The 21,791-nt window shown below is 68.6% G+C and carries 22 protein-coding genes; 15 read left to right on the top strand and 7 right to left on the bottom strand.

Features of this window, described 5'->3' with window-relative positions; all coding sequences use genetic code 11:
- Positions 1-62: 62 nt before the first annotated feature.
- On the bottom strand, positions 63-557 hold the full coding sequence (locus ACFSJG_RS16100) for a WKL family lipoprotein (protein WP_378486236.1): 495 nt from the start codon (positions 555-557) through the stop codon (positions 63-65).
- A gap of 169 nt (positions 558-726) precedes the next feature.
- On the opposite strand from ACFSJG_RS16100, the gene arc reads away from it, so the two are divergent.
- On the top strand, positions 727-2,502 hold the full coding sequence (gene arc, locus ACFSJG_RS16095; protein ID WP_378486235.1) for a proteasome ATPase: 1,776 nt from the start codon (positions 727-729) through the stop codon (positions 2,500-2,502).
- 70 nt (positions 2,503-2,572) lie between these two features.
- Here the strand turns inward: arc and ACFSJG_RS16090 are convergent, their stop codons facing one another.
- Entirely contained in the window at positions 2,573-3,250 is a 678-nt protein-coding gene (locus ACFSJG_RS16090) for a TetR/AcrR family transcriptional regulator (protein WP_378486234.1), read from the bottom strand.
- A 29-nt stretch (positions 3,251-3,279) separates the two neighbouring features.
- The gene (locus ACFSJG_RS16085) at positions 3,280-3,813 is read right to left on the bottom strand and encodes an NUDIX hydrolase (protein ID WP_378486233.1); all 534 of its coding nucleotides are present in this window, start codon (positions 3,811-3,813) and stop codon (positions 3,280-3,282) included.
- Positions 3,814-3,848: 35 nt separating this feature from the next.
- Between ACFSJG_RS16085 and ACFSJG_RS16080 the strand changes: the two genes are divergently transcribed.
- The 5 genes from ACFSJG_RS16080 to prcA all read left to right on the top strand — a co-directional run bounded on the left by ACFSJG_RS16080 (position 3,849) and on the right by prcA (position 7,867).
- Entirely contained in the window at positions 3,849-4,229 is a 381-nt protein-coding gene (locus tag ACFSJG_RS16080) for a nitroreductase family deazaflavin-dependent oxidoreductase (protein ID WP_378486232.1), read from the top strand.
- A 169-nt stretch (positions 4,230-4,398) separates the two neighbouring features.
- The gene (gene dop, locus ACFSJG_RS16075) at positions 4,399-5,898 is read left to right on the top strand and encodes a depupylase/deamidase Dop (RefSeq protein ID WP_378486231.1); all 1,500 of its coding nucleotides are present in this window, start codon (positions 4,399-4,401) and stop codon (positions 5,896-5,898) included.
- A gap of 129 nt (positions 5,899-6,027) precedes the next feature.
- Positions 6,028-6,222, top strand: a complete 195-nt coding sequence (locus tag ACFSJG_RS16070; protein ID WP_050064313.1) for a ubiquitin-like protein Pup — start codon at positions 6,028-6,030, stop codon at positions 6,220-6,222.
- Positions 6,223-6,263: 41 nt separating this feature from the next.
- Positions 6,264-7,121, top strand: a complete 858-nt coding sequence (gene prcB / locus ACFSJG_RS16065) for a proteasome subunit beta (protein WP_378486449.1) — start codon at positions 6,264-6,266, stop codon at positions 7,119-7,121.
- Positions 7,118-7,867: a proteasome subunit alpha gene (gene prcA / locus ACFSJG_RS16060; protein ID WP_378486230.1), complete on the top strand. Its 750-nt coding sequence runs from the start codon at positions 7,118-7,120 to the stop codon at positions 7,865-7,867. Before prcB ends, prcA begins: the two co-directional genes overlap by 4 nt.
- A 13-nt stretch (positions 7,868-7,880) precedes the next feature.
- Here the strand turns inward: prcA and ACFSJG_RS16055 are convergent, their stop codons facing one another.
- A complete protein-coding gene (locus ACFSJG_RS16055) occupies positions 7,881-9,299 on the bottom strand; it encodes a bifunctional phosphatase PAP2/diacylglycerol kinase family protein (RefSeq protein ID WP_378486448.1) in 1,419 nt (472 codons plus the stop codon).
- A 117-nt stretch (positions 9,300-9,416) separates the two neighbouring features.
- On the opposite strand from ACFSJG_RS16055, the gene pafA reads away from it, so the two are divergent.
- The 7 genes from pafA to ACFSJG_RS16020 all read left to right on the top strand — a co-directional run bounded on the left by pafA (position 9,417) and on the right by ACFSJG_RS16020 (position 17,887).
- A complete protein-coding gene (pafA, locus tag ACFSJG_RS16050) occupies positions 9,417-10,775 on the top strand; it encodes a Pup--protein ligase (protein ID WP_378486229.1) in 1,359 nt (452 codons plus the stop codon).
- A gap of 26 nt (positions 10,776-10,801) precedes the next feature.
- A complete protein-coding gene (locus tag ACFSJG_RS16045) occupies positions 10,802-11,785 on the top strand; it encodes a helix-turn-helix transcriptional regulator (protein ID WP_378486228.1) in 984 nt (327 codons plus the stop codon).
- Positions 11,782-12,750, top strand: a complete 969-nt coding sequence (locus ACFSJG_RS16040) for a helix-turn-helix transcriptional regulator (RefSeq protein ID WP_378486227.1) — start codon at positions 11,782-11,784, stop codon at positions 12,748-12,750. The genes ACFSJG_RS16045 and ACFSJG_RS16040 overlap by 4 nt, the downstream gene beginning before the upstream one ends.
- A 72-nt stretch (positions 12,751-12,822) precedes the next feature.
- The gene (tatA, locus tag ACFSJG_RS16035; protein WP_378486226.1) at positions 12,823-13,098 is read left to right on the top strand and encodes a Sec-independent protein translocase subunit TatA; all 276 of its coding nucleotides are present in this window, start codon (positions 12,823-12,825) and stop codon (positions 13,096-13,098) included.
- A 74-nt stretch (positions 13,099-13,172) separates the two neighbouring features.
- Complete coding sequence (tatC, locus tag ACFSJG_RS16030; RefSeq protein WP_378486225.1) at positions 13,173-14,096, top strand: twin-arginine translocase subunit TatC; 924 nt, start codon at positions 13,173-13,175, stop codon at positions 14,094-14,096.
- A 74-nt stretch (positions 14,097-14,170) separates the two neighbouring features.
- The gene (locus ACFSJG_RS16025) at positions 14,171-16,861 is read left to right on the top strand and encodes a DEAD/DEAH box helicase (protein WP_378486224.1); all 2,691 of its coding nucleotides are present in this window, start codon (positions 14,171-14,173) and stop codon (positions 16,859-16,861) included.
- Between the two features lie 150 nt (positions 16,862-17,011).
- Positions 17,012-17,887: a DUF4333 domain-containing protein gene (locus ACFSJG_RS16020; protein WP_378486223.1), complete on the top strand. Its 876-nt coding sequence runs from the start codon at positions 17,012-17,014 to the stop codon at positions 17,885-17,887.
- Positions 17,888-17,921: 34 nt separating this feature from the next.
- On the opposite strand, the gene ACFSJG_RS16015 is transcribed toward ACFSJG_RS16020, so the two are convergent.
- Positions 17,922-18,866 carry a 5'-3' exonuclease gene (locus tag ACFSJG_RS16015; RefSeq protein WP_378486222.1) on the bottom strand — a complete coding sequence of 315 codons (945 nt, stop codon included), beginning with the start codon at positions 18,864-18,866 and terminating at the stop codon, positions 17,922-17,924.
- A 38-nt stretch (positions 18,867-18,904) separates the two neighbouring features.
- On the opposite strand from ACFSJG_RS16015, the gene ACFSJG_RS16010 reads away from it, so the two are divergent.
- Both ACFSJG_RS16010 and ACFSJG_RS16005 read left to right on the top strand, forming a co-directional pair.
- Entirely contained in the window at positions 18,905-20,050 is a 1,146-nt protein-coding gene (locus tag ACFSJG_RS16010) for a M24 family metallopeptidase (RefSeq protein WP_378486221.1), read from the top strand.
- A gap of 74 nt (positions 20,051-20,124) precedes the next feature.
- Positions 20,125-21,093, top strand: a complete 969-nt coding sequence (locus tag ACFSJG_RS16005; RefSeq protein WP_378486220.1) for a R2-like ligand-binding oxidase — start codon at positions 20,125-20,127, stop codon at positions 21,091-21,093.
- Here ACFSJG_RS16005 and ACFSJG_RS16000 read toward each other — a convergent pair.
- Positions 21,042-21,173: a BBE domain-containing protein gene (locus tag ACFSJG_RS16000; RefSeq protein ID WP_378486219.1), complete on the bottom strand. Its 132-nt coding sequence runs from the start codon at positions 21,171-21,173 to the stop codon at positions 21,042-21,044. The genes ACFSJG_RS16005 and ACFSJG_RS16000 overlap by 52 nt on opposite strands.
- Positions 21,174-21,240: 67 nt before the next feature.
- Positions 21,241-21,693: a hypothetical protein gene (locus ACFSJG_RS15995; RefSeq protein ID WP_378486218.1), complete on the bottom strand. Its 453-nt coding sequence runs from the start codon at positions 21,691-21,693 to the stop codon at positions 21,241-21,243.
- Positions 21,694-21,791 lie beyond the last annotated feature (98 nt).

The following is a 21,791-nucleotide window of genomic DNA, read 5'->3' as shown; positions in this document are numbered from 1 at the left end:
CGCCGCTCGTGCGCGGTTCGAGGGTCGTCGGACCCGGAAACCGCGCACGAGCGGCGCAGCGCCTACTGGGCGCAGGTCAGGCGGCCCATGCCGAGGATCGAGCAGACCGACTCGGAGGAGATGACCCAGGCGCCGTTCTCCTCGTCGAAGACGACCTCGGTCGGGGCGCCGCCGTGCGGTCCTGCGATCGTGGTGGTCGTCTTCACCGTGTCGTCGTCGACGGGCGTGACGGCCGTGACCTCCGCGGTGAGCGGGTAGCCCTGCAGCACGCCGTTGAACTGCTCGATCACCGCCGCCTGGTTCTGACCGTCGTCGATCAGGACGACCTTCTCGGCGGCGGGAACGGTGGGGTCGAAGAAGGTGGTCAGCGTGGCGTTCAGGGCCTCGGCCGACGGCGCGTTCGCCGAGGTTGCAGCGCTGGTTGCAGTCGCATCGGCACTGGCGGCGGCGGTGGTCGTCGCGGTGGCCGTGTCGTCCGAGTCATCCGAGCTGCATCCGACGAGGCCGGCGGCGAGTACCACGGCTCCGGCGGCGATGAGGGGCGTTCGAATGATCACGGTGGGGCCTTTCCTCGATGAACCGGCGTTGATGAAGGTGAGGCTAACATGAGAAGAAATGGGTTCGGCTTCCGAGAAAAGTTCCGCAGTGTGCGATCTCTCAAGTGTCGCAACGCAGTTTCCCTCGCACGGCGGTAGCGTTGACGGAACGAACTGGGAGGAGTCGCACATGAGCGCAACAGAGAATCCGGACTCGGTGGCTGCCAGGGCGGAGCTCGAAGCCCTCAAGCTCGAGGCCGCTGCACTTCGGCGACAACTTGCCCAGTCCCCGGAGCAGGTGCGTGAGCTCGAGTCGCGGGTGGACTCCCTGTCGATCCGTAATTCCAAGCTGATGGACACGTTGAAGGAAGCACGCCAGCAGCTGGTGGCCCTCCGCGAGGAGGTCGACCGCCTCGGCCAGCCGCCCAGTGGCTACGGCGTCCTGGTCGCCGCGCACGAGGACCAGACGGTGGACGTGTTCACCTCCGGCCGCAAGATGCGGTTGACGTGCTCTCCGAATGTCGACGCCGAGGAGCTCAAGCCGGGACAGACGGTCCGGCTCAACGAGGCACTGACCGTCGTCGAGGCGGGATCGTTCGAGCGGATCGGCGAGATCTGCGCGCTGCGCGAGGTCCTCGACGACGGCGAGCGGGCGCTCGTCGTCGGTCATGCGGACGAGGAGCGGGTCGTCTGGCTCGCGCATCCGCTCGCGCTGGCCGCCTCGGACACCACGGTGCACGAGGAGGACGAGGACATCGACTCCCCGAACCGCAAGCTCCGTCCCGGTGACTCGCTGCTCGTCGACACCAAGGCCGGCTACGCGTTCGAGCGGATCCCGAAGGCCGAGGTCGAGGATCTGGTGCTCGAGGAGGTGCCCGACGTCGACTACGGCGACATCGGCGGCCTCGGCAGGCAGATCGAGCAGATCCGCGATGCGGTGGAGCTGCCCTTCCTGCACAAGGACCTGTTCCACGAGTACGCGCTGCGTCCGCCGAAGGGCGTCCTGTTGTACGGCCCTCCCGGGTGCGGCAAGACGCTCATCGCCAAGGCGGTGGCGAACTCGCTCGCGAAGAAGATCGCGGAGGCCCGTGGACAGGATGCGAAGGAGGCGAAGTCCTACTTCCTGAACATCAAGGGTCCCGAGTTGCTCAACAAGTTCGTCGGTGAGACCGAGCGGCACATCCGGATGATCTTCCAGCGGGCGCGCGAGAAGGCGTCCGAGGGCACACCGGTGATCGTGTTCTTCGACGAGATGGACTCGATCTTCCGCACCCGCGGCTCCGGCGTCTCGTCCGACGTCGAGACGACCGTCGTCCCGCAGCTGCTCAGCGAGATCGACGGCGTCGAGGGACTCGAGAACGTCATCGTCATCGGTGCCTCGAACCGTGAGGACATGATCGACCCCGCGATCCTCCGGCCGGGCCGGCTCGACGTGAAGATCAAGATCGAACGACCGGATGCGGAGTCCGCTCAGGACATCTTCTCGAAGTACCTCACCGAGACGCTCCCGGTGCACGCCGACGACCTCGCGGAGTTCGGTGGAGACCGTGCCTCCTGTGTGAAGGCGATGATCGAGCGCGTCGTCGACAGGATGTACGCCGAGAGCGACGAGAATCGGTTCCTCGAGGTCACGTACGCCAACGGTGACAAGGAGGTCCTGTACTTCAAGGACTTCAACTCCGGTGCGATGATCCAGAACATCGTGGACCGGTCGAAGAAGTACGCGATCAAGGCGGTTCTCGAGACCGGTGCACCCGGTCTGCGAGTCCAGCACCTGTTCGATTCGATCGTGGACGAGTTCTCCGAGAACGAGGACCTGCCCAACACCACGAATCCCGACGACTGGGCCCGGATCTCGGGCAAGAAGGGTGAGCGGATCGTCTACATCCGCACGCTGGTCACCGGCAAGAACGCCAGCGCCAGCCGCGCGATCGACACCGAGTCCAACACGGGGCAGTACCTGTAGCGCCCCACACTCCCACTGCCGACCGGTGGCGGGGTGCCGCGATGTCCGCCGCACCCCGCCACCGGTCGTTTCAGTTCCGACTCAGTGCAGTGCGTGCGCGGTCGACTGCGGCGTCGGCGGCGGTGCGGTCGACGCCGTTGCCGACAGCGATGGTCACCAGCAGCGAGTGCGCCACCGAGTCGCCGGCCGGATCGAGGTGGCCTGCGATGCGGAGCATCGCGTTGCCGTGCAGGGCACTCCAGAGTTCTGCTGCGTAGCCGAGTCGCTGCTCGTCGTGCACGTCGGTCGTGCCGACCGTCTCGGAGTCGGGTCGCGTGAACGCGGTGAGGAATGTGGTGAATGCCGCGGGGCCGCCCTGCGAAGTGGCTCCGGGTGTCGTGGTGATGCCGCCGCGGCGTCCGCGGTTCGACCGGGTTCCGGAATGCTGGAACATCAGCGAGTACAGCTCGGGATGCTCGCACGCGAACGCGAGGTAGGTGAGTGCGATCGCGAACAGGTCGGACAGGGCGTCGCCCGTCCGCGGCGCGCCGGCGGTCGTCCGGCGCAGCCTGTCGAAGCCGTCCGCGACGACCGCGTCCGCGACGCCGCCGATGCTGCCGAAGTGTGTGTAGACAGCCATCGTCGACGTCTCGGCGGCAATCGCCAGCCGGCGGACTGTGAGCGCGCCGGGGCCTTCGGCGGTGACGATCTCCAACGCCGCAGCGAGGACCGCGTCTCGTGTGGTGGTGGCGTTGTCCGCTGTGGTCATAGCATTGATATTGGCACGGGATGACAATGTTATTTCAGGATCAGGTCGGCTAGGAGCGCGCGGGTGTCGGGAACGAACGGCCAGGACGGGTCGGCGAGGTGGCGTCGCAATTCCTCGGCGGTCCACCACCATCCGGCGACGACTTCCCCCGACTGATGAACGATCGGACCGTCCCAACGCGCCTCGAAGGCGAACAGGTGGCAGCGCAACGGGCGTCCGTTCCATTCGCCGTCCCATGCCAGCCGTGCGAGCGGGGACAGCGCGACGCCGCTGACGCCGAGTTCCTCCGCGAGTTCCCGTGCAGCCGTGACCTCCGGGGTCTCGCCGGGATCGACGACTCCACCGGCAAGGCAGTCGTGCATGCTCGCGAAGACGGCCTTGCCGGGGTCGCGGCGATGCACGTAGATGCGAGTGCCGTCAGTCGAGCGCAGCAGGACGCCCGCACTCGCATGCCACAGCCCCTCGGCGTAGACCCGTGAGCGGGGAGCGGATCCGAGGTCGTGACCGGCGGAGTCGTAGACGGCGACGATCTCGTCGACCGGACTGCCGGGATGTTCAGCCATCGGTCCATCGTGGCACGCGGCGCTAGGCTCGGGCCGTGCCCCTTCCGCGACGGCTCGCTCGATTCAACCGGGTGGCGACGAACCGCCTCGCACTTCTCGTTCACGGGTGGACGCCGGGGTGCGGGATCGTGCTGCACCGCGGCCGGCGAACGGGACGGCTGTACAGGACTCCCGTCAACGTCTTCCGCCACGCCGGCGGAGTGCGGATCGCGTTGACCTACGGGGAGGGGAGCGACTGGGTGCGCAACGTCCTGTCCGCCGGAACCGTCGACGTCCTGACCAGGGGACGGTTGCTGACGCTGACGGAACCCGTCGTGGGGGAGGACCCTGCCGCTCGGTGGGCCCCGGGGCCGGTTCGGTTCGTGCTCAAGCGGATCGGCGCGACCTCGTACCTGGACCTCGCGATCCAGGCATGACCTGCACGTTCTCTTGCCCTGCAATAATGTCATAACGCAACTTATCGGCAAAACAGGCCCGCCGTAGCTACACCTGTCGCCTTCACGATCCCGCCCTGACGGGCGGGATCGGCTTGGCCTGGCCAGGTCATACGGGTACAAGTCGGGCAGAGGTTCTAGGCTCGACGGCATGCAGCGGATCATCGGTATCGAGGTCGAGTACGGGATTTCGTCCCCGTCGGAACCGACGGCGAACCCCATTCTGACCTCCACGCAGGCGGTGCTGGCCTACGCGGCGGCCGCCGGCGTTCCCAGGGCGAAGCGGACGCGGTGGGACTACGAGGTGGAGTCGCCACTGCGCGACGCCCGCGGATTCGACCTCGGGCGGTTCAACGGTCCGGCCCCGGTGATCGACGCCGACGAGGTCGGGGCCGCGAACATGATCCTGACCAACGGCGCCCGGCTGTACGTGGACCATGCCCATCCCGAGTACTCGGCTCCGGAGGTCACCGACCCGCTCGACGCCGTGATCTGGGACAAGGCGGGGGAGCGGGTGATGGAGGCGGCGGCACGGCACGCGTCGAGCGTGCCGGGTGCACCGCGTCTGCAGCTGTACAAGAACAACGTCGACGGCAAGGGCGCCTCCTACGGCACTCACGAGAACTACCTGTGTTCACGTGAGACCCCGTTCACGTCGATCATCACCGGCCTGACGCCGTTCTTCGCCTCCCGTCAGGTGATCTGCGGGTCCGGTCGCGTCGGTATCGGCCAGTCCGGCGACGAGCCGGGCTTCCAGCTGTCGCAGCGCGCGGACTACATCGAGGTCGAGGTAGGACTCGAGACCACGCTCAAGCGCGGGATCATCAACACTCGCGACGAGCCGCACGCCGACGCCGAGAAGTACCGACGGCTGCACGTCATCATCGGCGACGCGAACCTCGCCGAGTGGTCCACCTACCTGAAGGTGGGGACGACGGCCCTCGTCCTCGACCTGGTGGAAGCGGGCGTCGACCTGACGGACCTGCAGCTCGCGCGTCCGGTCACCGCTGTCCACCAGATCAGCCACGACCCCACGTTGCGGCAGACGGTCGCGCTCGCCGACGGACGAGAGATGACGGGTCTTGCACTGCAACGGATCTACCACGAGCGGGCGGCACGGTTCGTGGAGCGGGAAGGCTCCGACGACGTTCGCGCCGCCGACATCCTGTCCAAGTGGGCGATCGTGCTCGACCTGCTCGAGCGCGATCCGCTGGAGTGCGCGCACCTGCTGGACTGGCCCGCGAAACTTCGGATCCTCGAAGGCTTCCGGAAGCGTGAGGGCCTGGCGTGGTCGGCACCCAAGCTGCACATGCTCGACCTCCAGTACTCGGATGTCCGGCTGGACAAGGGCCTCTACAACCGGCTCGTCGCCCGCGGGTCCATCGAACGTCTCGTGACCGAACAGCAGGTGCTCGAGGCGATTCACAACCCGCCGACCGACACCAGGGCGTACTTCCGCGGCGAGTGTCTGCGCCGGTTCGGTGCCGACATCGCGGCGGCGAGCTGGGACTCGGTGATCTTCGACCTGGGGCGGGACTCGCTCGTGCGGATTCCGACGCTCGAACCGCTGCGCGGCAGCAAGGCGCACGTCGGTGCGCTGCTCGATTCCGCAGCATCCGCGGCGGATCTGGTCGACCAGCTGACCACCTGATTCGAGACGGGAACCGATCGTCGCGACACGACAGGGAAACCTCCCGGTGTCGCCACCGATCGGTAGTGTGAAGGTCCGAGCACGCGTTCTGTGGAGCGGTGCAACGAGAGAACGAGGAGGTCGGCGGCTATGGCGCAGGAGCAGACGACACGCAGTGGCGGTGGCGACGACGACGATGCCGTCCCCGGCGACGGTGGTGCGGGCCAGGAGCGTCGCGAGAAGCTCGCGGAGGAGACGGACGACCTGCTCGACGAGATCGACGACGTTCTCGAGGAGAACGCCGAGGACTTCGTGCGCGCGTACGTGCAAAAGGGCGGCCAGTGACGGCCGATTCCCCGGCGGCGCGTTCGGTGGTGGGGGGCGGGATGCTGCGTTTCGATTCTCGTATGGGTTTCGATTCCCAGCTTTCCTCGTTCGCCGAGCATCTACGTCTGCATGCGCCGGAACTGTTGCCGGAGAACCGCTTCGACCGCGGAGCATCCGGAGAGAGGGGTGAACCGATGGCCGCACGCTCGGACGTCGCCCCACACGGCACGACGATCGTCGCCCTGACCTTTGCGGGTGGGGTCGTTCTCGCGGGTGACCGCCGGGCGACGATGGGTAACCTGATCGCCAGCCGGGACGTCGAGAAGGTCTACGTCACCGACGACTACTCGGCTGCGGGCATCGCGGGTACCGCGGGCGTCGCCATCGAATTGGTGCGGCTGTTCGCGGTCGAACTCGAGCACTACGAGAAGATCGAGGGCGTCCCGCTCACCTTCGACGGCAAGGCCAATCGGCTCTCGTCCATGGTGCGCGGCAACCTCGGCGCGGCGATGCAGGGGCTTGCGGTGGTGCCGCTGCTCGTCGGTTACGACCTCGACGCGAGCGACACGACCCGCGCCGGGCGGATCGTCTCGTACGACGTGGTCGGCGGCCGGTACGAGGAACGCGCCGGCTACCACGCCGTGGGGTCGGGTTCGCTGTTCGCGAAGTCGTCCCTGAAGAAGATCTACGATCCGGCGGCGGACGAGGGTGGTGCGCTGCGCGCCGCGGTCGAGGCGCTGTACGACGCCGCGGACGACGACTCCGCGACCGGCGGACCGGATCTGACCCGCGGGATCTATCCGACGGCGGTGGTGATCACCGACGCCGGTGCGGAGGTCGTCGCCGCGTCGCGTCTCGCCGAGATCGCGCGTGCCGTGATCGCCGACCGCACCCAGGAAGCAGGTGACACGCCGTGACGATGCCGTATTACGCCTCCGCCGAGCAGATCATGCGGGATCGCTCGGAGCTGGCGCGCAAGGGTATTGCGCGCGGCCGGAGCGTCATCGTGCTCACCTACGCCGACGGTGTCCTGTTCGTTGCGGAGAATCCGTCGTCCTCGCTGCACAAGGTGAGCGAGCTCTACGACCGTCTCGGTTTCGCGGCGGTCGGAAAGTACAACGAGTTCGAGAACCTTCGGCGTGCCGGGATCATGCACGCGGACATGCGGGGGTACTCGTACGACCGCCGTGACGTGACCGGGCGTTCGCTTGCCAACGCGTACGCGCAGACGCTCGGCACGATCTTCACCGAGCAGCCGAAGCCGTACGAGGTGGAGCTGTGCGTGGCGGAGGTCGGGCGGTCCGACCAGGCGCATCACGCGCAGTTGTACCGCATCACCTACGACGGGTCCATCGTCGACGAACAGCAGTTCGTGGTGATGGGTGGCGCGACGGAGCCCATCGTCACGGCGTTGCGAACGTCGTACGAACCGGGCCTGGACCTCGCCGCGGCCGTGTCGGTCGCGGTGAACGCCTTGCAGGACGGGACACCGGCCGGCAACGGTGAGCCGGAACGCCGGGTGATAGGTGTCGCGAGCCTCGAGGTCGCGGTGCTCGACCAGTCGCGTCCTCGGCGGGCGTTCCGCCGCGTCACCGGCGCCGCGCTCGAGGCGCTGCTCCCCGGCGCGGGCGAGCCGGCCGAGGGCACGGAGCCCTCGGCCTGACCGACCCGCCGGGTCACACCTGGCGGTAGAGCACCACACTCCGCGGTTCGCTGCGGAAATCGAACTGGCGACCGTCGGCGACAACTTCGCCGTCGGTCGCCAGCGCGACTTCCGGACCGTGGACCTGCACCGACACCGCCGGGACGCGGCGCTGGACGTATGTGCGTGAGGTTCCGAGGGTTCCCGTGAGGGCGGCAGCGACGAGCCGCAGCCGCGACCAGCGATGGTCCGCGAGCAGATAGCGGACGTCGAGAATTCCGCGGTGCAGCTCGGGCCGCGACATCGGCACCTGGTCGGAAGGCGAGTACCGGCCGTTTCCGACGAACAGCATCCACACGGCATGCGCGCGACCGTCGATCTCGACACGGAGCGGTTGGGCGGACGCGAGGACACGGACCATCGCGAGCGCTGCGGCCGGCCACTTGCCGAGGCGGGGTTGCCACCGTTCCCGGAGCCGGACCGCGTCCGGATAGCCGCCGAGGCTGGCCGTGTTGACGAATGTCAACGGTTCGTTCCCGTCGACGCCGACCCCGCCGAGGTCGACGAGTTCGGCGTCACCGCCTGCCAACGCCTGGGCGGTCGACGCGATGTCACCGGCCCCGGCGTCACGCGCGAAGTGGTTCAGCGTGCCACCGGGGAACACCGCGAGAGGCAGGTCGTGCCGGACCGCAGCGGCGGCGACCGTGACGACCGTGCCGTCGCCGCCGCAGACGCCGAGCGCCTTCGGGGAGAGATCCGTGACGGCGGCGTCGATCTGCTCGGCGAAGTCGCGGTCGGCGTCGAACTCGACGATCCGCGCTCCCGGCAGGTGGCCCTGGATCTCTGACACCGGGTCGTCGCCGTCGTTTCCGGAACCGGGATTGGCGAACACGACCATGCCGTCCCCGTCGGGCAGGGCGAGGGCCGGGTGGTCCGGGCCCAGGGTGGCGGGCTCCTCGGACCTGACGGCCCACCACCTGCGGGTGGCGAGGGCGATCGCGGCGCCGACGCCGACCCCCACGACGACGTCGGACGGCCAGTGGACGCCGGTGTGGACCCGCGAGTACGCGACTGCGCACGCGACGGGCGCGACCACCAGCCCGGCCGCGGGGTACTCGAGTGCGACACCGGTCGCGAACGCCGCCGCGGATGCGGAGTGCCCGGACGGGAAGGACGACGACTGGGGCGCGGGGAGCCCGCGGCGATGGGCGAACTCGACAGATCCCGCGGGCGGCCTGCGCCGGGGGAAGATCGGCTTGAGGACGGCGTTGGACAGTGCGCTGGCGCCGGCGACCGCGAGCAGTCCGCGGACGGCGGCGCGGCGGGCCCGCCCACCGACGAGTGCCATACCCGCTGCGGTGCCCATCCAGAGCACGCTGTGGTTGGCCGCGGTGCTCAGCAGCCGCAATCCGCCGTCGAGTGGTGTCGGCGGAAGGTCGGTGCTCAGGCGCATCACCTTCCGGTCGGTATCTTTCGCGAAACGTCTCACTTCGGCCACGTTCCCACAGTAGGCGCGGTGTGGCGCACGCGAACCCGGTGGTCTAGGGCTTCTGCGTTGTACTGTCGAAGTGTGGAGCGACGAATCATGGGAATTGAGACCGAGTTCGGTGTCACCTGCACCTTCCACGGTCACAGGCGCCTGAGCCCCGACGAGGTGGCGCGGTACCTGTTCCGGCGTGTCGTGTCGTGGGGACGCAGCTCCAACGTGTTCCTGCGGAACGGGGCGCGCCTGTACCTGGACGTCGGTTCCCACCCGGAGTACGCGACTGCGGAGTGCGACGGCCTGGTCCAGCTCGTCACCCACGATCGCGCCGGTGAGCGCGTGCTGGAGGACCTTCTCGTCGACGCCGAGCAGCGGCTCGCCGAGGAAGGTATCGGCGGGGACATCTACCTGTTCAAGAACAACACCGACTCGGCGGGCAACTCGTACGGTTGCCACGAGAACTTCCTCGTCGTCCGCGCCGGCGAGTTCTCCCGGATCTCGGACGTGCTGCTGCCGTTCCTGGTCACGCGCCAGTTGATCTGCGGCGCGGGCAAGGTCCTGCAGACACCGAAGTCCGCGACGTTCTGCCTCTCGCAGCGTGCCGAGCACATCTGGGAGGGTGTGTCGTCCGCGACAACACGTTCCCGGCCGATCATCAACACGCGTGACGAACCGCACGCGGATGCGGAGAAGTACCGCCGTCTGCACGTCATCGTCGGCGATTCGAACATGTCCGAGACCACCACGATGCTGAAGGTCGGGACCGCGTCGCTCGTCCTCGAGATGATCGAGGCCGGGGTGTCCTTCCGCGACTTCGCGCTCGACAACCCGATTCGGGCGATACGCGAAGTGAGTCACGACCTGACCGGACGCCGACCGGTGCGACTGGCCGGCGGCAGGCAGGCCAGCGCGCTCGACATCCAGCGCGAGTACCACGCGCGGGCGGTCGAGCACCTGCACAATCGTGAGCCGGATCCGCAGGTCGCGCAGGTGGTGGAACTGTGGGGCCGGGTGCTCGACGCGGTGGAGTCGCAGGACTTCGCGAAGGTCGACACCGAGGTCGACTGGGTGATCAAGCGGAAGCTGTTCCAGCGGTACCAGGACAAGCACAACCTGGAGCTGTCCGACCCGAAGATCGCGCAACTCGATCTCGCGTACCACGACATCAAGCGTGGCCGGGGTGTGTTCGATCTCCTGCAGCGCAAGGGGCTCGCCAAGCGCGTCACCGAGGACGAGCAGATCGACGCCGCGGTGAACGTGCCTCCGCAGACGACCAGGGCGAAGCTCCGGGGCGACTTCATCGCCGCCGCGCAGGACGCGGGCCGCGACTTCACCGTCGACTGGGTGCACCTCAAGCTCAACGACCAGGCGCAGCGAACCGTGCTGTGCAAGGACCCGTTCCGATCGGTCGACGAACGGGTGGAGAGGCTCATCGCGTCGATGTGAGCCGTGTGCCGTTAGGCTGCTGATCCGTGGCGACCAGCAAAGTCGAGCGGTTGATGAATCTCGTCATCTGCCTGCTCGCGACACGGCAATTCGTGACGGCGGAGAAGATCCGCGACAGCGTCGCGGGATACAAGGATTCGGCCAGCCCCGAGGCGTTCAGCCGCATGTTCGAGCGGGACAAGTTCGAACTCCGGGAGCTCGGCGTCCCCCTCGAGACGGGGCCGGCGCCGGGTTTCGGCGCCGCGGAGGGCTACCGGATCAACCTGGAGGCGTACGCGCTGCCTGCGATCGATCTGACGAGCGAGGAGTCGGCGGCGGTGGCGATTGCGCTGCGATTGCTGGAGTCGCCGGAGATGTCATCCTCGGCCGAGCGCGCGGTCCTCAAGCTCCGAGCGGCGGGTGTCGCCGTCGACCAGGAGTCGGCCAACCTGTTCACCGCGCTTCCGGCGCGCAGTCGCGGATCGGAGCCCGCGCTGGAGGCGGTGCTGTCCGCGATCGAGGACGGCCGGGTCATCCGGTTCCGGCACCGGCCCACTCCGACCGCTCCCTTTGCCAGCCGGACGCTCGAGCCGTGGGGTGTCGTCACCCACGACGGACGCTGGTACGTCGTCGGGCACGACGTCGACCGGAACGCTCCGCGTACCTTCCGGCTGTCCCGGATCGCGGATCCGGTGGAGGCGCTCGACCCGAAGGGGGCGGTGCGGAAGCCGGCGGACGTGGATCTGCGAGAGATCGTCGGGCGTGCGGTCGGGCCTGCCGGGGTGTCGGGGACCGCGTCGGTGTGGATTCGGGAGGGACGCGCGCAGGGCCTGCGGCGACTCGGTACGCGGGTGCGATCGGCGACGGTCGGTGGAGAGGTGGGCGAGGTGCTGGAGGTACCGATGCAGTCGAGGGAGTGGCTGGCCCGGTTGATCGCCGGATACGGCGCCGACGCCGTCGCGCTGGAGCCGGACGAGCTCCGCGCGGATGTCGTCGCCCGCCTGACCGTGGCTGCGGGGGCGGGCCGGTGAGCCAGCGGATGACTCTGCGCCTGACCCGGCTGCTGAACATGGTTCCGTACTTCATGGCGCATCCCGGTATCACGAAGCAGGAGGCCGCTGCCGAACTCGGTGTCACCGTCGCGCAGCTGAAGACCGACCTCGAACAGCTGTGGGTGTGCGGACTGCCGGGCTACGGTCCGGGCGACCTCATCGACCTCTCGTTCGAGGAGGAGACGGTCGAGGTCACCTTCTCCGCGGGGATCGACCGTCCGCTGCGCTTGACGCCGCCGGAGGCGACGGCGCTGCTGGTCGCGTTGCGCGCCCTCGGAGAGATGCCCGGTACCGCCGATCCGACATCGGTGCAGGGTGTGATCGCGAAGATCGAGGCGGCTGCCGGGGTCGCGACGGGCGACGTGGTGACGCGATCCGCTCCCGAGTCGGATCAGGAGAGTCCGGTCGTCGCGGCGGTGCGATCCGCGGTGCGGAACGGTCGCGCACTGGAGATCACCTACTTCTCGGCTTCCCGAGACCAGGTCACGCGGCGCATCGTCGATCCGATCGGGGTGGTCCTGGTCGACAACAACAGCTACCTGCAGGCGTGGTGCCGGCAGGCCGAGGGTGTTCGGCTGTTCCGGTACGACCGGATCGACGAGGCCACCGAGCTCGACGAGCCCGCCCGGCCGCCGGCCGCCGCCCTCGCCGATTCGTCGTCGCTGGAGCTGTTCCAGGACGACGCGACGCTGCCCCAGGCGCGGCTGCTGATCGCCGCCGATCACGCCTGGGTGCTCGACTACCACCCGATGACCGACGTGCGCGTTCGGGAGGACGGATCGATCGAGGCGTCGATGCGGTTCGCTTCGCCGGACTGGATGGCCCGACTCATGGCAGGATTCGGGGCCGGGGTACGAGTCCTGGGTCCGCCCGAATTGTCGGAGTCCGTCCGCTCACGCGCGTCAGCGGCGCTCGAAGCGTACGGGCAGCCGATCGTCGGCTGATCCACAGCATTCCCCGGCGCCGGACCTGGTCGTGTCCGGTAGCATCGAGTCAACCGATTTCTGGAGGTAGTAATGGGTGCAATGAGCCCCTGGCACTGGGCCATTGTGGCGCTGGTCGTCGTTATCCTGTTCGGCTCGAAGAAGCTGCCCGACGCGGCACGCGGACTCGGTCGCTCACTTCGCATCTTCAAGAGCGAGGTCAAGGAGATGCAGAACGACGGCGCGTCCGAGCCGGTCCAGGCCCCCGCGGCACAGCTTCCGGCGACGCCGGCCCCGCAGCCTGTGGCCCCGCAGCCTGTGGTCCAGCAGCCGACCGTCCAGGCCGACAGCGAGACCAAGGCCTCCTAGTCCGATCACCTCGTGCACCGGGGCGGGTTCTCCCGCGCCGGTGCACTGCCTGAGCAGAACCGGGGCCAGATCCAGTGCGCATCCCCTTCGACCCGCGGCGCAGCCGGCGACGGGTCAATCCCGACGGCACCATGTCGTTGGTCGACCACCTGTACGAGCTCCGAACCCGACTGCTGTGGTCGATCCTGGCGATTCTCGTCACGACGGCATTCGGTTTCTTCTGGTACTCGCACCAGATCTTCGGCATCGACAGCCTCGGTGAGATCCTGCGCGGTCCCTACTGTTCGCTGCCCAGCGATTCCCGCGCCGACCTGACCTCCGACGGCGCCTGCCGCCTGCTGGCGACCGGGCCGTTCGAGCAGTTCATGCTGCGGTTCAAGGTGGCGTTCACCGCGGGCATCGTGCTCGCCTGCCCGATCTGGCTGTACCAGCTGTGGGCGTTCATCACGCCGGGCCTGCACACCAACGAGCGCCGCTACGCGATCGCGTTCGTGGTGTCCGCCGCGGCACTGTTCGTCGCGGGTGCCGTCCTCGCATACGTGGTCGTCTCCAAGGCTCTGCACTTCCTCCTCACCATCGGTGGTGACGTACAGGTCACGGCGCTCAGTGGTGCGGAGTACTTCGGATTCGTCATCAACCTGCTGATCATTTTCGGGGTCAGTTTCGAGATTCCGTTGCTGATCGTCGCCCTGAACTCGGTCGGGATCCTCAGTTACGAAAAGCTTCGGTCGTGGCGGCGGGGCCTGATCATGGCGATGTTCCTCTTCGCCGCCGTCTTCACTCCCGGCCAGGACCCGTTCTCCATGCTGGCTCTCGCGGTGGCGCTCACGATCCTGCTCGAGTTCGCGATCCAGATCGCCCGGCTCAACGACAGACGTCGCGCGCGGAAGGCGTCGGAGGAGTGGGGCGCACTCGACGACGACGAGGCGTCACCGCTCGAGCCCACTTCCCGGATCGACGGTCCCTCGAAGGTAGAGGACTACTCCGACACCCTCTGACGGCGCAGACCGCGTGCACCGGCGTCGATCGCGTCGGTCCGCGCGGTGTCGTCGGCGGTCGATAACCTGTCGGAGTGGAACTCGACCTCTTCGCAGCACAACTGAGCTTCCCCCTGGACGGGTTCCAGGCCGAGGCGTGCCGGGCACTCGAATCCGGGCACGGCGTGCTGGTGTGCGCACCCACCGGAGCGGGCAAGACCGTGATCGGCGAGTTCGCCGTCCACCTCGCGCTGAAGTCCGGTCACAAGTGCTTCTACACGACGCCGATCAAGGCACTCAGCAACCAGAAGTACGCCGACCTCGTCGAGCGCTACGGCAAGGCCGACGTCGGTCTGCTCACCGGTGACGTGAGCATCAATTCCGACGCACCGGTCGTGGTGATGACCACCGAGGTCCTCCGGAACATGCTGTACGCGAACTCGCCCACCCTGCGCGGCCTGTCGCACGTGGTGATGGACGAGGTGCACTACCTGGCCGATCGGTTCCGCGGTGCCGTCTGGGAGGAGGTGATCCTGCACCTGCCGGACGACGTGCGATTGGTGAGCCTGTCCGCGACGGTCAGCAACGCGGAGGAGTTCGGGGCCTGGATGGAAACGGTTCGCGGCGACACCGAGGTCGTCGTCGACGAGGTGCGGCCCATCCCGCTCTGGCAGCACATGATGGTCGGTCGTCGGCTGTTCGACCTCTTCGACACGACCGCGCAGGACGCGGACCCGGCCGCGCGGCTGGTCATCGACCGCGATCTGGTCCGGCACCTCAAGCAACGACAGTCGCTGGACCGGTACGACAACTGGCAGCCGCGGGGCCGGGGCAGGGGTCCGTCGCAGAGTTCCGGGACCCGGCCGCTGCCGCGTCCCGAGGTGATCGCCCGACTGGACGAGGAAGGCCTGCTGCCTGCGATCACGTTCATCTTCAGCCGTGCGGGCTGTGACGCCGCCGTCGCGCAGTGCCTGCGGTCCCGGCTCCGGCTGACCACGGACGAGCAGGCCGACGAGATCGTGCGGATCATCGACAAGCACACCGGCGAGCTCCCGAAGCACGACCTGTCCGTGCTCGGGTACTGGGAGTGGCGGGAGGGCCTCGAGCGCGGCATCGCCGGCCACCACGCGGGCATGCTCCCGGCATTCCGGCACACCGTCGAGGAACTGTTCGTGAAGGGGCTGGTTCGCGCGGTGTTCGCCACCGAGACGCTCGCGCTCGGGATCAACATGCCGGCTCGCACGGTGGTCCTCGAGCGTCTCGTGAAGTACAACGGCGAAACCCACGCGGAGCTGACGCCGGGCGAGTACACGCAGCTCACCGGCCGGGCAGGGCGGCGCGGCATCGACGTCGAAGGCCACGCGGTGGTGCTGTGGCAGCCCGGTGTCGAGGCGACGGAGGTCGCGGGCCTCGCGTCGACCCGTACGTTCCCGCTGCGCAGTTCGTTCCGCCCGTCCTACAACATGTCGATCAATCTGATCGATCGGATGGGCGCCACGGAGGCCAGGGGCCTGCTCGAGCGGTCGTTCGCCCAGTTCCAGGCGGACCGGTCCGTCGTCGGGATGGTGCGCTCGATCGAGAAGGACGAGCGGGCCCTGGCGGAACTGCGTGAGCAACTCGGCGGCGAGGACAGCGAGTACTTCGAGTACGCGCAGCTGCGGGAGCGGATCCGTGCGCGGGAACGGCAACTGGAACGTCAGGGGCGCACCGACCGTCGAGGCGATGCGGTCGCGGCGCTGACCGCGTTGCGCCGCGGTGACGTCATCGGAATCCCGGTCGGTCGGAGGTCCGGGCTCGCCGTCGTCCTCGAGCCCGATCACGACCCGACCGATCCGCGACCGCTGGTGCTGACCGAGGACAAGTGGGCGGGACGGATCTCGGCTGCCGACTTCCCTTCACCGGCACAGGCATTGGGCACGATGCGGTTGCCGCGGCACGTGCAGCACCGCACCGCGCGGACCCGCCGCGACCTGGCCTCTGCGCTGCGCAGCACGGGGATCGTGGCACCGACCCGGTATTCGAAACGCAAGTCGCCCGCGGCGAGCGACAGGGAACTGGCGACCCTTCGCCGGGCGCTCCGGGACCATCCGTGCCACACGGCACCCGACCGGGAGCGGCTGAGCCGGATCGGCGAGCGGTACAACCGCCTCGCCCGCGAGGTCGACAGCAAACGCCAGAAGGTCGCGGCGACGACGAACTCGCTGGCGCGGACGTTCGACCGCATTCTGCGACTGCTCGCCGAGCGGGGGTACATCGACACCGACGGTGGCGTCACGGAGAACGGGCACCGCCTCATGCGGTTGTACTCGGAGAGCGATCTGCTCGTCGCGGAGTGTCTGCGGCACGGCACCTGGAAGGGACTGTCGCCGGCGGAACTTGCCGGTGTGGTGTCGGCGTTGGTGTTCGAGTCGCGGCAGGACGCGACGACCGCCGATCGTGGGCCGACCCCGCCACTGCAGCGCGCCCTGGGCGAGACGGTACGGCTGTGGTCGGCACTGCGCACCGACGAGGTCGCGCACAAGCTCCCACTGACCCGCGAGCCCGACTTCGGCTTCGTGACGGCCATCCACATGTGGGCGCGCGGCGAGCCGCTCGCCGACACCCTGCTCGCGGCAGGCGACCGCGGTCAGGCGCTGTCCGCGGGCGATTTCGTCCGATGGTGCAGGCAGGTGATCGACCTGCTCGACCAGGTGCACCAGACCGCACCCGACCCCGAGGTGCGGTCTGCGGCAGCGAAGGCGGTCGGGGCGATCCGGCGAGGTGTCGTCGCGGTCGACGCGGCGTGAGGGCGCCTGAAGGCGCCCCGGCGTGACCGGGTGTCACTGGGCGCAGCCTGTGCGGGCAAGGTGTGGTTGTATTCCGATGCGTTCTGCCGCGATCCCAGGGGGCGGCGTGACGGGTGAGACAGCGTGAGCGGCGGGAAGTGGAGGCAGGACATGAGTGACGGCACGACGAGCCCGGATGGTGGCGAGAAGCCGGTCGAGAACCCACTTGCATCGGAGGATCCGGCGGCGCCCGAGCATCCGGCGGCCCAGCCGGACGCCGCCGCACCGCAGGCGGTTCCGCAGGAGACGAGCGTGTTCCCCCAGCACGCGCAGCCGCAGCAGTGGGGTCAGCAGGCGTGGAGCGAGCAGTCCGCGCAGGCCCAGCAGTACCCGGCGGGCCCGCAGTACGGAGCGCCCCCACAGTACCCGGCTGCCCCCCAGTACGGCGTGCCGCAGCAGTACGGGGTGCCTCCCCAGTACGGCGCGCAACCGTACGGTGCGCCGCAACAGGATCCGTACGCCCAAGCGCCGCAGTACCCCGGATATCCGCAGGGTCAGGCTCCGCAGCAGGCGGCCGGTGGGCAGCCGTACCCGGCCTACGGACAGCCCTACCCGGGTCAGGTCCAGGCTGGGCAGCAGTACCCCGCCCAGCCACAGCCGGGGCAGTACCCGCAGGCATACGGGCAGTACCCGGGTGGTGCGTACCCGAATCAGGCTCCCGGCGCCCCGGCGAAGTCGAAGACGCCGCTGTGGATCGGGCTGGGCGTCGTCGGACTGCTCGCCGCCGTGGGGATCGGGCTCGCGGTGAGCGGCCTCTTCGGTCCCAAGACGCTCGATCAGACCGCCGCCGAGCAGGGTGTCGAGAAGATCGTGACGGGCTACGGGAAGTCGGACATCGACGACGTCCAATGCCCCGCGGATCAGGAGGTCGTGGTGGACGCCTCGTTCACCTGCACCTTGACGATCAAGGGCGAACCGAACGAAGTCGAGTTGACGTTCACCGACGGCGACGGAACCTACAAGGTGTCCCAGCCGACGCCACGGTGACGGCCTGCCACGATTCCGTCACCGCCGGCATCGCCTAACGCGATCCCATCGCCGCGGTGAGCCGGGTGATCGAGGCTCCGATGTTCAACCGGTCGGCGAGCTCGGCGAGCCGGTCCGGTTCACTGGGCGTCGGCGACAGGTGATCCGGTCCGGAGAGTTCGACGGGCGCATCGACGGCGACGCGTACGACGGGCAGCGCCGCGTCCAGGTAGTCGGCGGACGCGGCGAGCTTCGCGCGAATCCCCTTGGCCAGGCCGGATTCCGGATCGTCCACCGCTGCGCGGAGCGCGGCCACCGATCCGTGCTGCAGGAGCAGCGACGACGCCGTCTTCTCTCCGACGCCCTTGACACCGGGCAGCCCGTCGGACGGGTCGCCCCGCAAGAGTGCCAGCTCGGCGTAGCCGGGTCCGGGGCGATCGGCGGGGACACCGTACTTCTCCGCGACCTCGGCGGGCCCGAACAGCTCCGCCTTCGAGAGTCCGCGCCCGACGTAGAGCACCCGGACCGGAACAGGCTCGTCGGCGACCACCTGGAGGAGGTCACGGTCGCCGCTGACGACGACCACGGTGTCGTCGCGTTCGCGGGCGGCGAGGGTGCCGAGGACGTCGTCGGCCTCGAAGCCGACCGCGCCCGCGGTGGCGATCCCCGCGGCTGCGAGGACGTCCATGATCATCTCGACCTGCGGGGTGAGGGTGTCCGGCACCTCTTCGACGTCGGGTCCCGCGTCGAACTCCTCGGCGACGCGGTGAGCCTTGTACGACGGCACGAGATCGACCCGGAACTGGGGACGCCAGTCCAGGTCGAGGCACACGACGAGTCGGGTCGGCTGGTGCCGGGTGATCAGCGAGGCCACCATGTCGGTGAACCCTCGGACCGCGTTGACCGGTCTGCCGTCCTTCGCCGTGAAGGACTCGGGGAGTGCGTAATACGCGCGGAACCACAGGCTCGCGCCGTCGAGGAGAAGGACGGGTCCGGTCATGCCGCCCATCCTGCCAAAGACCACTAGCCTTGACTGTCATGAGCGCACAGAGCGAGTCCGCAGCACGCTTTCCGACCGCTGTCTACGCCGGCCGCCTGCGCCGCGCGGCGGAGCTGACCGCCGCCTCGGGGCTGGATGCGTTGCTCATCACGCCGGGCCCGGACCTGAAGTACCTGGTGGGGTCTGGTGCCGCGTCGTTCGAGCGGCTGACCTGCCTGGTGATCCCGGCGGATCCGTCGGCGACGCCTGCCGTGGTGGTGCCGACCCTGGAGCTCGCGGGGCTGGCGGAGTCGGCGGTCGCCGATCTCGGGTTGCCGGTGCACGACTGGGTGGACGGCGTCGATCCGTACGGCGTCGTGGGATCACTGTTGCCGAAGCCGGGACGCACCGCCGTTGCCGAGGCGATGCCCGCGCTGCACGTCATTCCGCTGACCACGGCACTGGGCGCGCCGCCGGTCCTCGCGACCGGGGTGCTGCGGGAACTGCGCATGGTCAAGGACGAGGCAGAGGTCGAGGCGCTGCGCCGCGCGGGGGCGGCGATCGACCGGGTACACGCGCGGATGGCGGAGTGGCTGAAGCCCGGCCGGACGGAGGCACAGGTCGCCGACGACATCGCGGCAGCGATCGTCGAGGAGGGGCACACTGGCGCCGAGTTCGTGATCGTCGGGTCGGGACCGCACGGCGCCGACCCGCACCACGAGGTGTCGGACCGGGTGATCGAGGTCGGTGACGTGGTGGTGATCGACATCGGTGGTCCGGTCGCGCCGGGATACAACTCGGACAGCACTCGCACGTACAGCATCGGTGAGCCGTCGGACGAGGTGGCGGCAAAAGTCGCGGTGCTGGAGCGGGCGCAGAAGGCCGCGGTGGGGGCGGTGCGGCCGGGTGTCACGGCGGAGTCCGTGGACGCGGCCGCGCGGGACGTGCTGGCCGCGGAGGGCCTGGCGGAGGTGTTCGTGCATCGGACCGGCCACGGGATCGGGCTGTCGGTGCACGAGGAGCCCTACATCGTGTCGGGCAACCGCATCGAACTCGCGGAGGGGATGGCGTTCAGCATCGAGCCCGGCATCTACTTCCGTGGCGTCTGGGGTGCCCGGATCGAGGACATCGTCGTGGTGACGGCCGACGGCTGCGAGGCGATGAACACGCGCCCTCACGGGTTGACGGTGCTGCCGGCGAGTTAGTGCGGTGCGGACCACCCGAACGGGCATAGTGTGTGACTCAGATCACCTGTTGTCGATCCGTGAGGACGCACACCATGACCACAACGACGCCGCACCGGCAGGGATTCGGTTCGATCCGGTCGGGCGGACTCAACTGGAACTCCTTCCCGCTACGGCTGTTCACCAAGGGCAACGCGCATTTCTGGGATCCGTCCGACCTGGACTTCTCGCAGGAGGCCGCGGACTGGGCAGGCCTGACCGACGATCAGCGGCGCAGCGCGACGCTGCTGTGCACCCAGTTCGTGGCGGGGGAGGAGGCCGTCACCGAGGACATTCAGCCGTTCATGCGGGCGATGTCCGCGGAAGGGCGCCTCGGCGACGAGATGTACCTCACCCAGTTCTGCTTCGAGGAGGCCAAGCACACACAGGTGTTCCGGCTCTGGATGGACGCGGTCGGGTTGACCGACGACCTGCATTCGTTCGTCGGCGACAATCCGAGCTACCGGCAGCTGTTCTACGAGGAGTTGCCGGACTCGCTCCGCGTCCTGGAGAGCGACCCCAGTCCCGCGAACCAGATTCGGGCCAGCGTCACCTACAACCACGTGGTCGAAGGCAGCCTCGCGCTCACCGGATACTTCGCGTGGAAGCAGGTGTGCGCGAAGTGGAACATCCTGCCCGGGATGCAGGAGATCATCCGCCTGATCGGCACGGACGAGAGCCGGCACATGGCCTGGGGCACGTTCACCTGCCGGCGGCACGTCGCGGCCGACGACCACAACTGGGACGTGGTGCAGCAGCGGATGGCCGAACTGATGCCCCTCGCGATCGGTCTGATCAACTGGAACAACGACCAGTTCGAGGTGGAACCGTTCGGGCTCGACAAGGACGAGTTCGTCGCCTACGCCGCGGACCGCGCGCAGCGCCGGCTCGGCGCGATCGAGTCGGCACGGGGCCGTCCCGTCGAGGAGATCGACCTCGACTACAGCCCCGAGGTCCTCGAGGACCGCTTCGGTCAGGAGGACGCGGAGGCGTTCGAGAAGGCCGCGCGTTCCGGCGCGCAGTGAGCGTCGGCGGCGAGCCCGTGACGGGTGCGGAACATGTTCCCGGGGTCGTACCCCTGCTTGATCGCCGCGAGCCGTGCCACGTCCTCGGGTAGGTATCCGCTCGCGGCGGCCGCGAGCGGAGCACTCGCCTGAGGAGTTCCGCAGTTGTCAGGCGATGAAGTTCCCGAACGTCGGGTTCGCCTGGCAGAGCGGCATGCTGCCGAGATTGATCGTGCCGAACACGGTGGCCATCACGTTCCCGCGGCCGGTGTACACGGTCTTCGAGTAGTACGGGTACGTGCCCTCGAGGTTCGCGATTCCGGTCTGACCTGTGTCGAAGTTGACCCACGCCACGGTCACCTGGCCTGCAGCGGGGATCGGCGGCGCCGCCGGGAACGACTGGAATCGGATCCAGCCGGGCTCGATGCCCGGTTCGGGTCCGGACTGTCCGGTGGCGCCGGTCAGCGACATCAGGCTGCCCTGGTTGGGGCACCCGATGGTCAGGGCGGGCGGCCCGAACGGGTGGGGTGGCAGGGCGGTCGCCGGGGCGGCCGCGAGCAGCGCAGCGAAGGCCGCGGCCGCCAGGATCGAAACTCGTGTCGTCGTGCGTCGAATGCTCATCGCTGTTCCTCGATTCGGGATTCCCCGCAATCCGTGCGACATGGTGTTCGTCGGGACCACTGATCCGTTCAACACTAAGCCCGGTGCGGGTGCCGAGT

It is taken from the genome of Rhodococcus gannanensis, assembly GCF_042681175.1.
GTDB classification, from domain to species: Bacteria; Actinomycetota; Actinomycetes; order Mycobacteriales; family Mycobacteriaceae; genus Rhodococcus_G; species Rhodococcus_G gannanensis.
The sequence above is the reverse complement of the archived record's forward strand: the minus strand, read 5'-3'. Positions and strand labels throughout refer to the sequence as shown.

What these genes read in the sequence shown, in the direction of transcription:
- arc (WP_378486235.1), top strand. Translation starts at nt 727, where the DNA reads ATGAGCGCAACAGAGAATCCGGACTCGGTGGCTGCCAGGGCGGAGCTC.
- ACFSJG_RS16090 (WP_378486234.1), bottom strand. Translation starts at nt 3,250, where the DNA reads ATGACCACAGCGGACAACGCCACCACCACACGAGACGCGGTCCTCGCT.
- ACFSJG_RS16085 (WP_378486233.1), bottom strand. Translation starts at nt 3,813, where the DNA reads ATGGCTGAACATCCCGGCAGTCCGGTCGACGAGATCGTCGCCGTCTAC.
- dop (WP_378486231.1), top strand. Translation starts at nt 4,399, where the DNA reads ATGCAGCGGATCATCGGTATCGAGGTCGAGTACGGGATTTCGTCCCCG.
- ACFSJG_RS16070 (WP_050064313.1), top strand. Translation starts at nt 6,028, where the DNA reads ATGGCGCAGGAGCAGACGACACGCAGTGGCGGTGGCGACGACGACGAT.
- prcB (WP_378486449.1), top strand. Translation starts at nt 6,264, where the DNA reads ATGCTGCGTTTCGATTCTCGTATGGGTTTCGATTCCCAGCTTTCCTCG.
- ACFSJG_RS16055 (WP_378486448.1), bottom strand. Translation starts at nt 9,299, where the DNA reads ATGCGCCTGAGCACCGACCTTCCGCCGACACCACTCGACGGCGGATTG.
- tatA (WP_378486226.1), top strand. Translation starts at nt 12,823, where the DNA reads ATGGGTGCAATGAGCCCCTGGCACTGGGCCATTGTGGCGCTGGTCGTC.
- ACFSJG_RS16020 (WP_378486223.1), top strand. Translation starts at nt 17,012, where the DNA reads ATGAGTGACGGCACGACGAGCCCGGATGGTGGCGAGAAGCCGGTCGAG.
- ACFSJG_RS16015 (WP_378486222.1), bottom strand. Translation starts at nt 18,866, where the DNA reads ATGACCGGACCCGTCCTTCTCCTCGACGGCGCGAGCCTGTGGTTCCGC.
- ACFSJG_RS16010 (WP_378486221.1), top strand. Translation starts at nt 18,905, where the DNA reads ATGAGCGCACAGAGCGAGTCCGCAGCACGCTTTCCGACCGCTGTCTAC.
- ACFSJG_RS16005 (WP_378486220.1), top strand. Translation starts at nt 20,125, where the DNA reads ATGACCACAACGACGCCGCACCGGCAGGGATTCGGTTCGATCCGGTCG.
- ACFSJG_RS15995 (WP_378486218.1), bottom strand. Translation starts at nt 21,693, where the DNA reads ATGAGCATTCGACGCACGACGACACGAGTTTCGATCCTGGCGGCCGCG.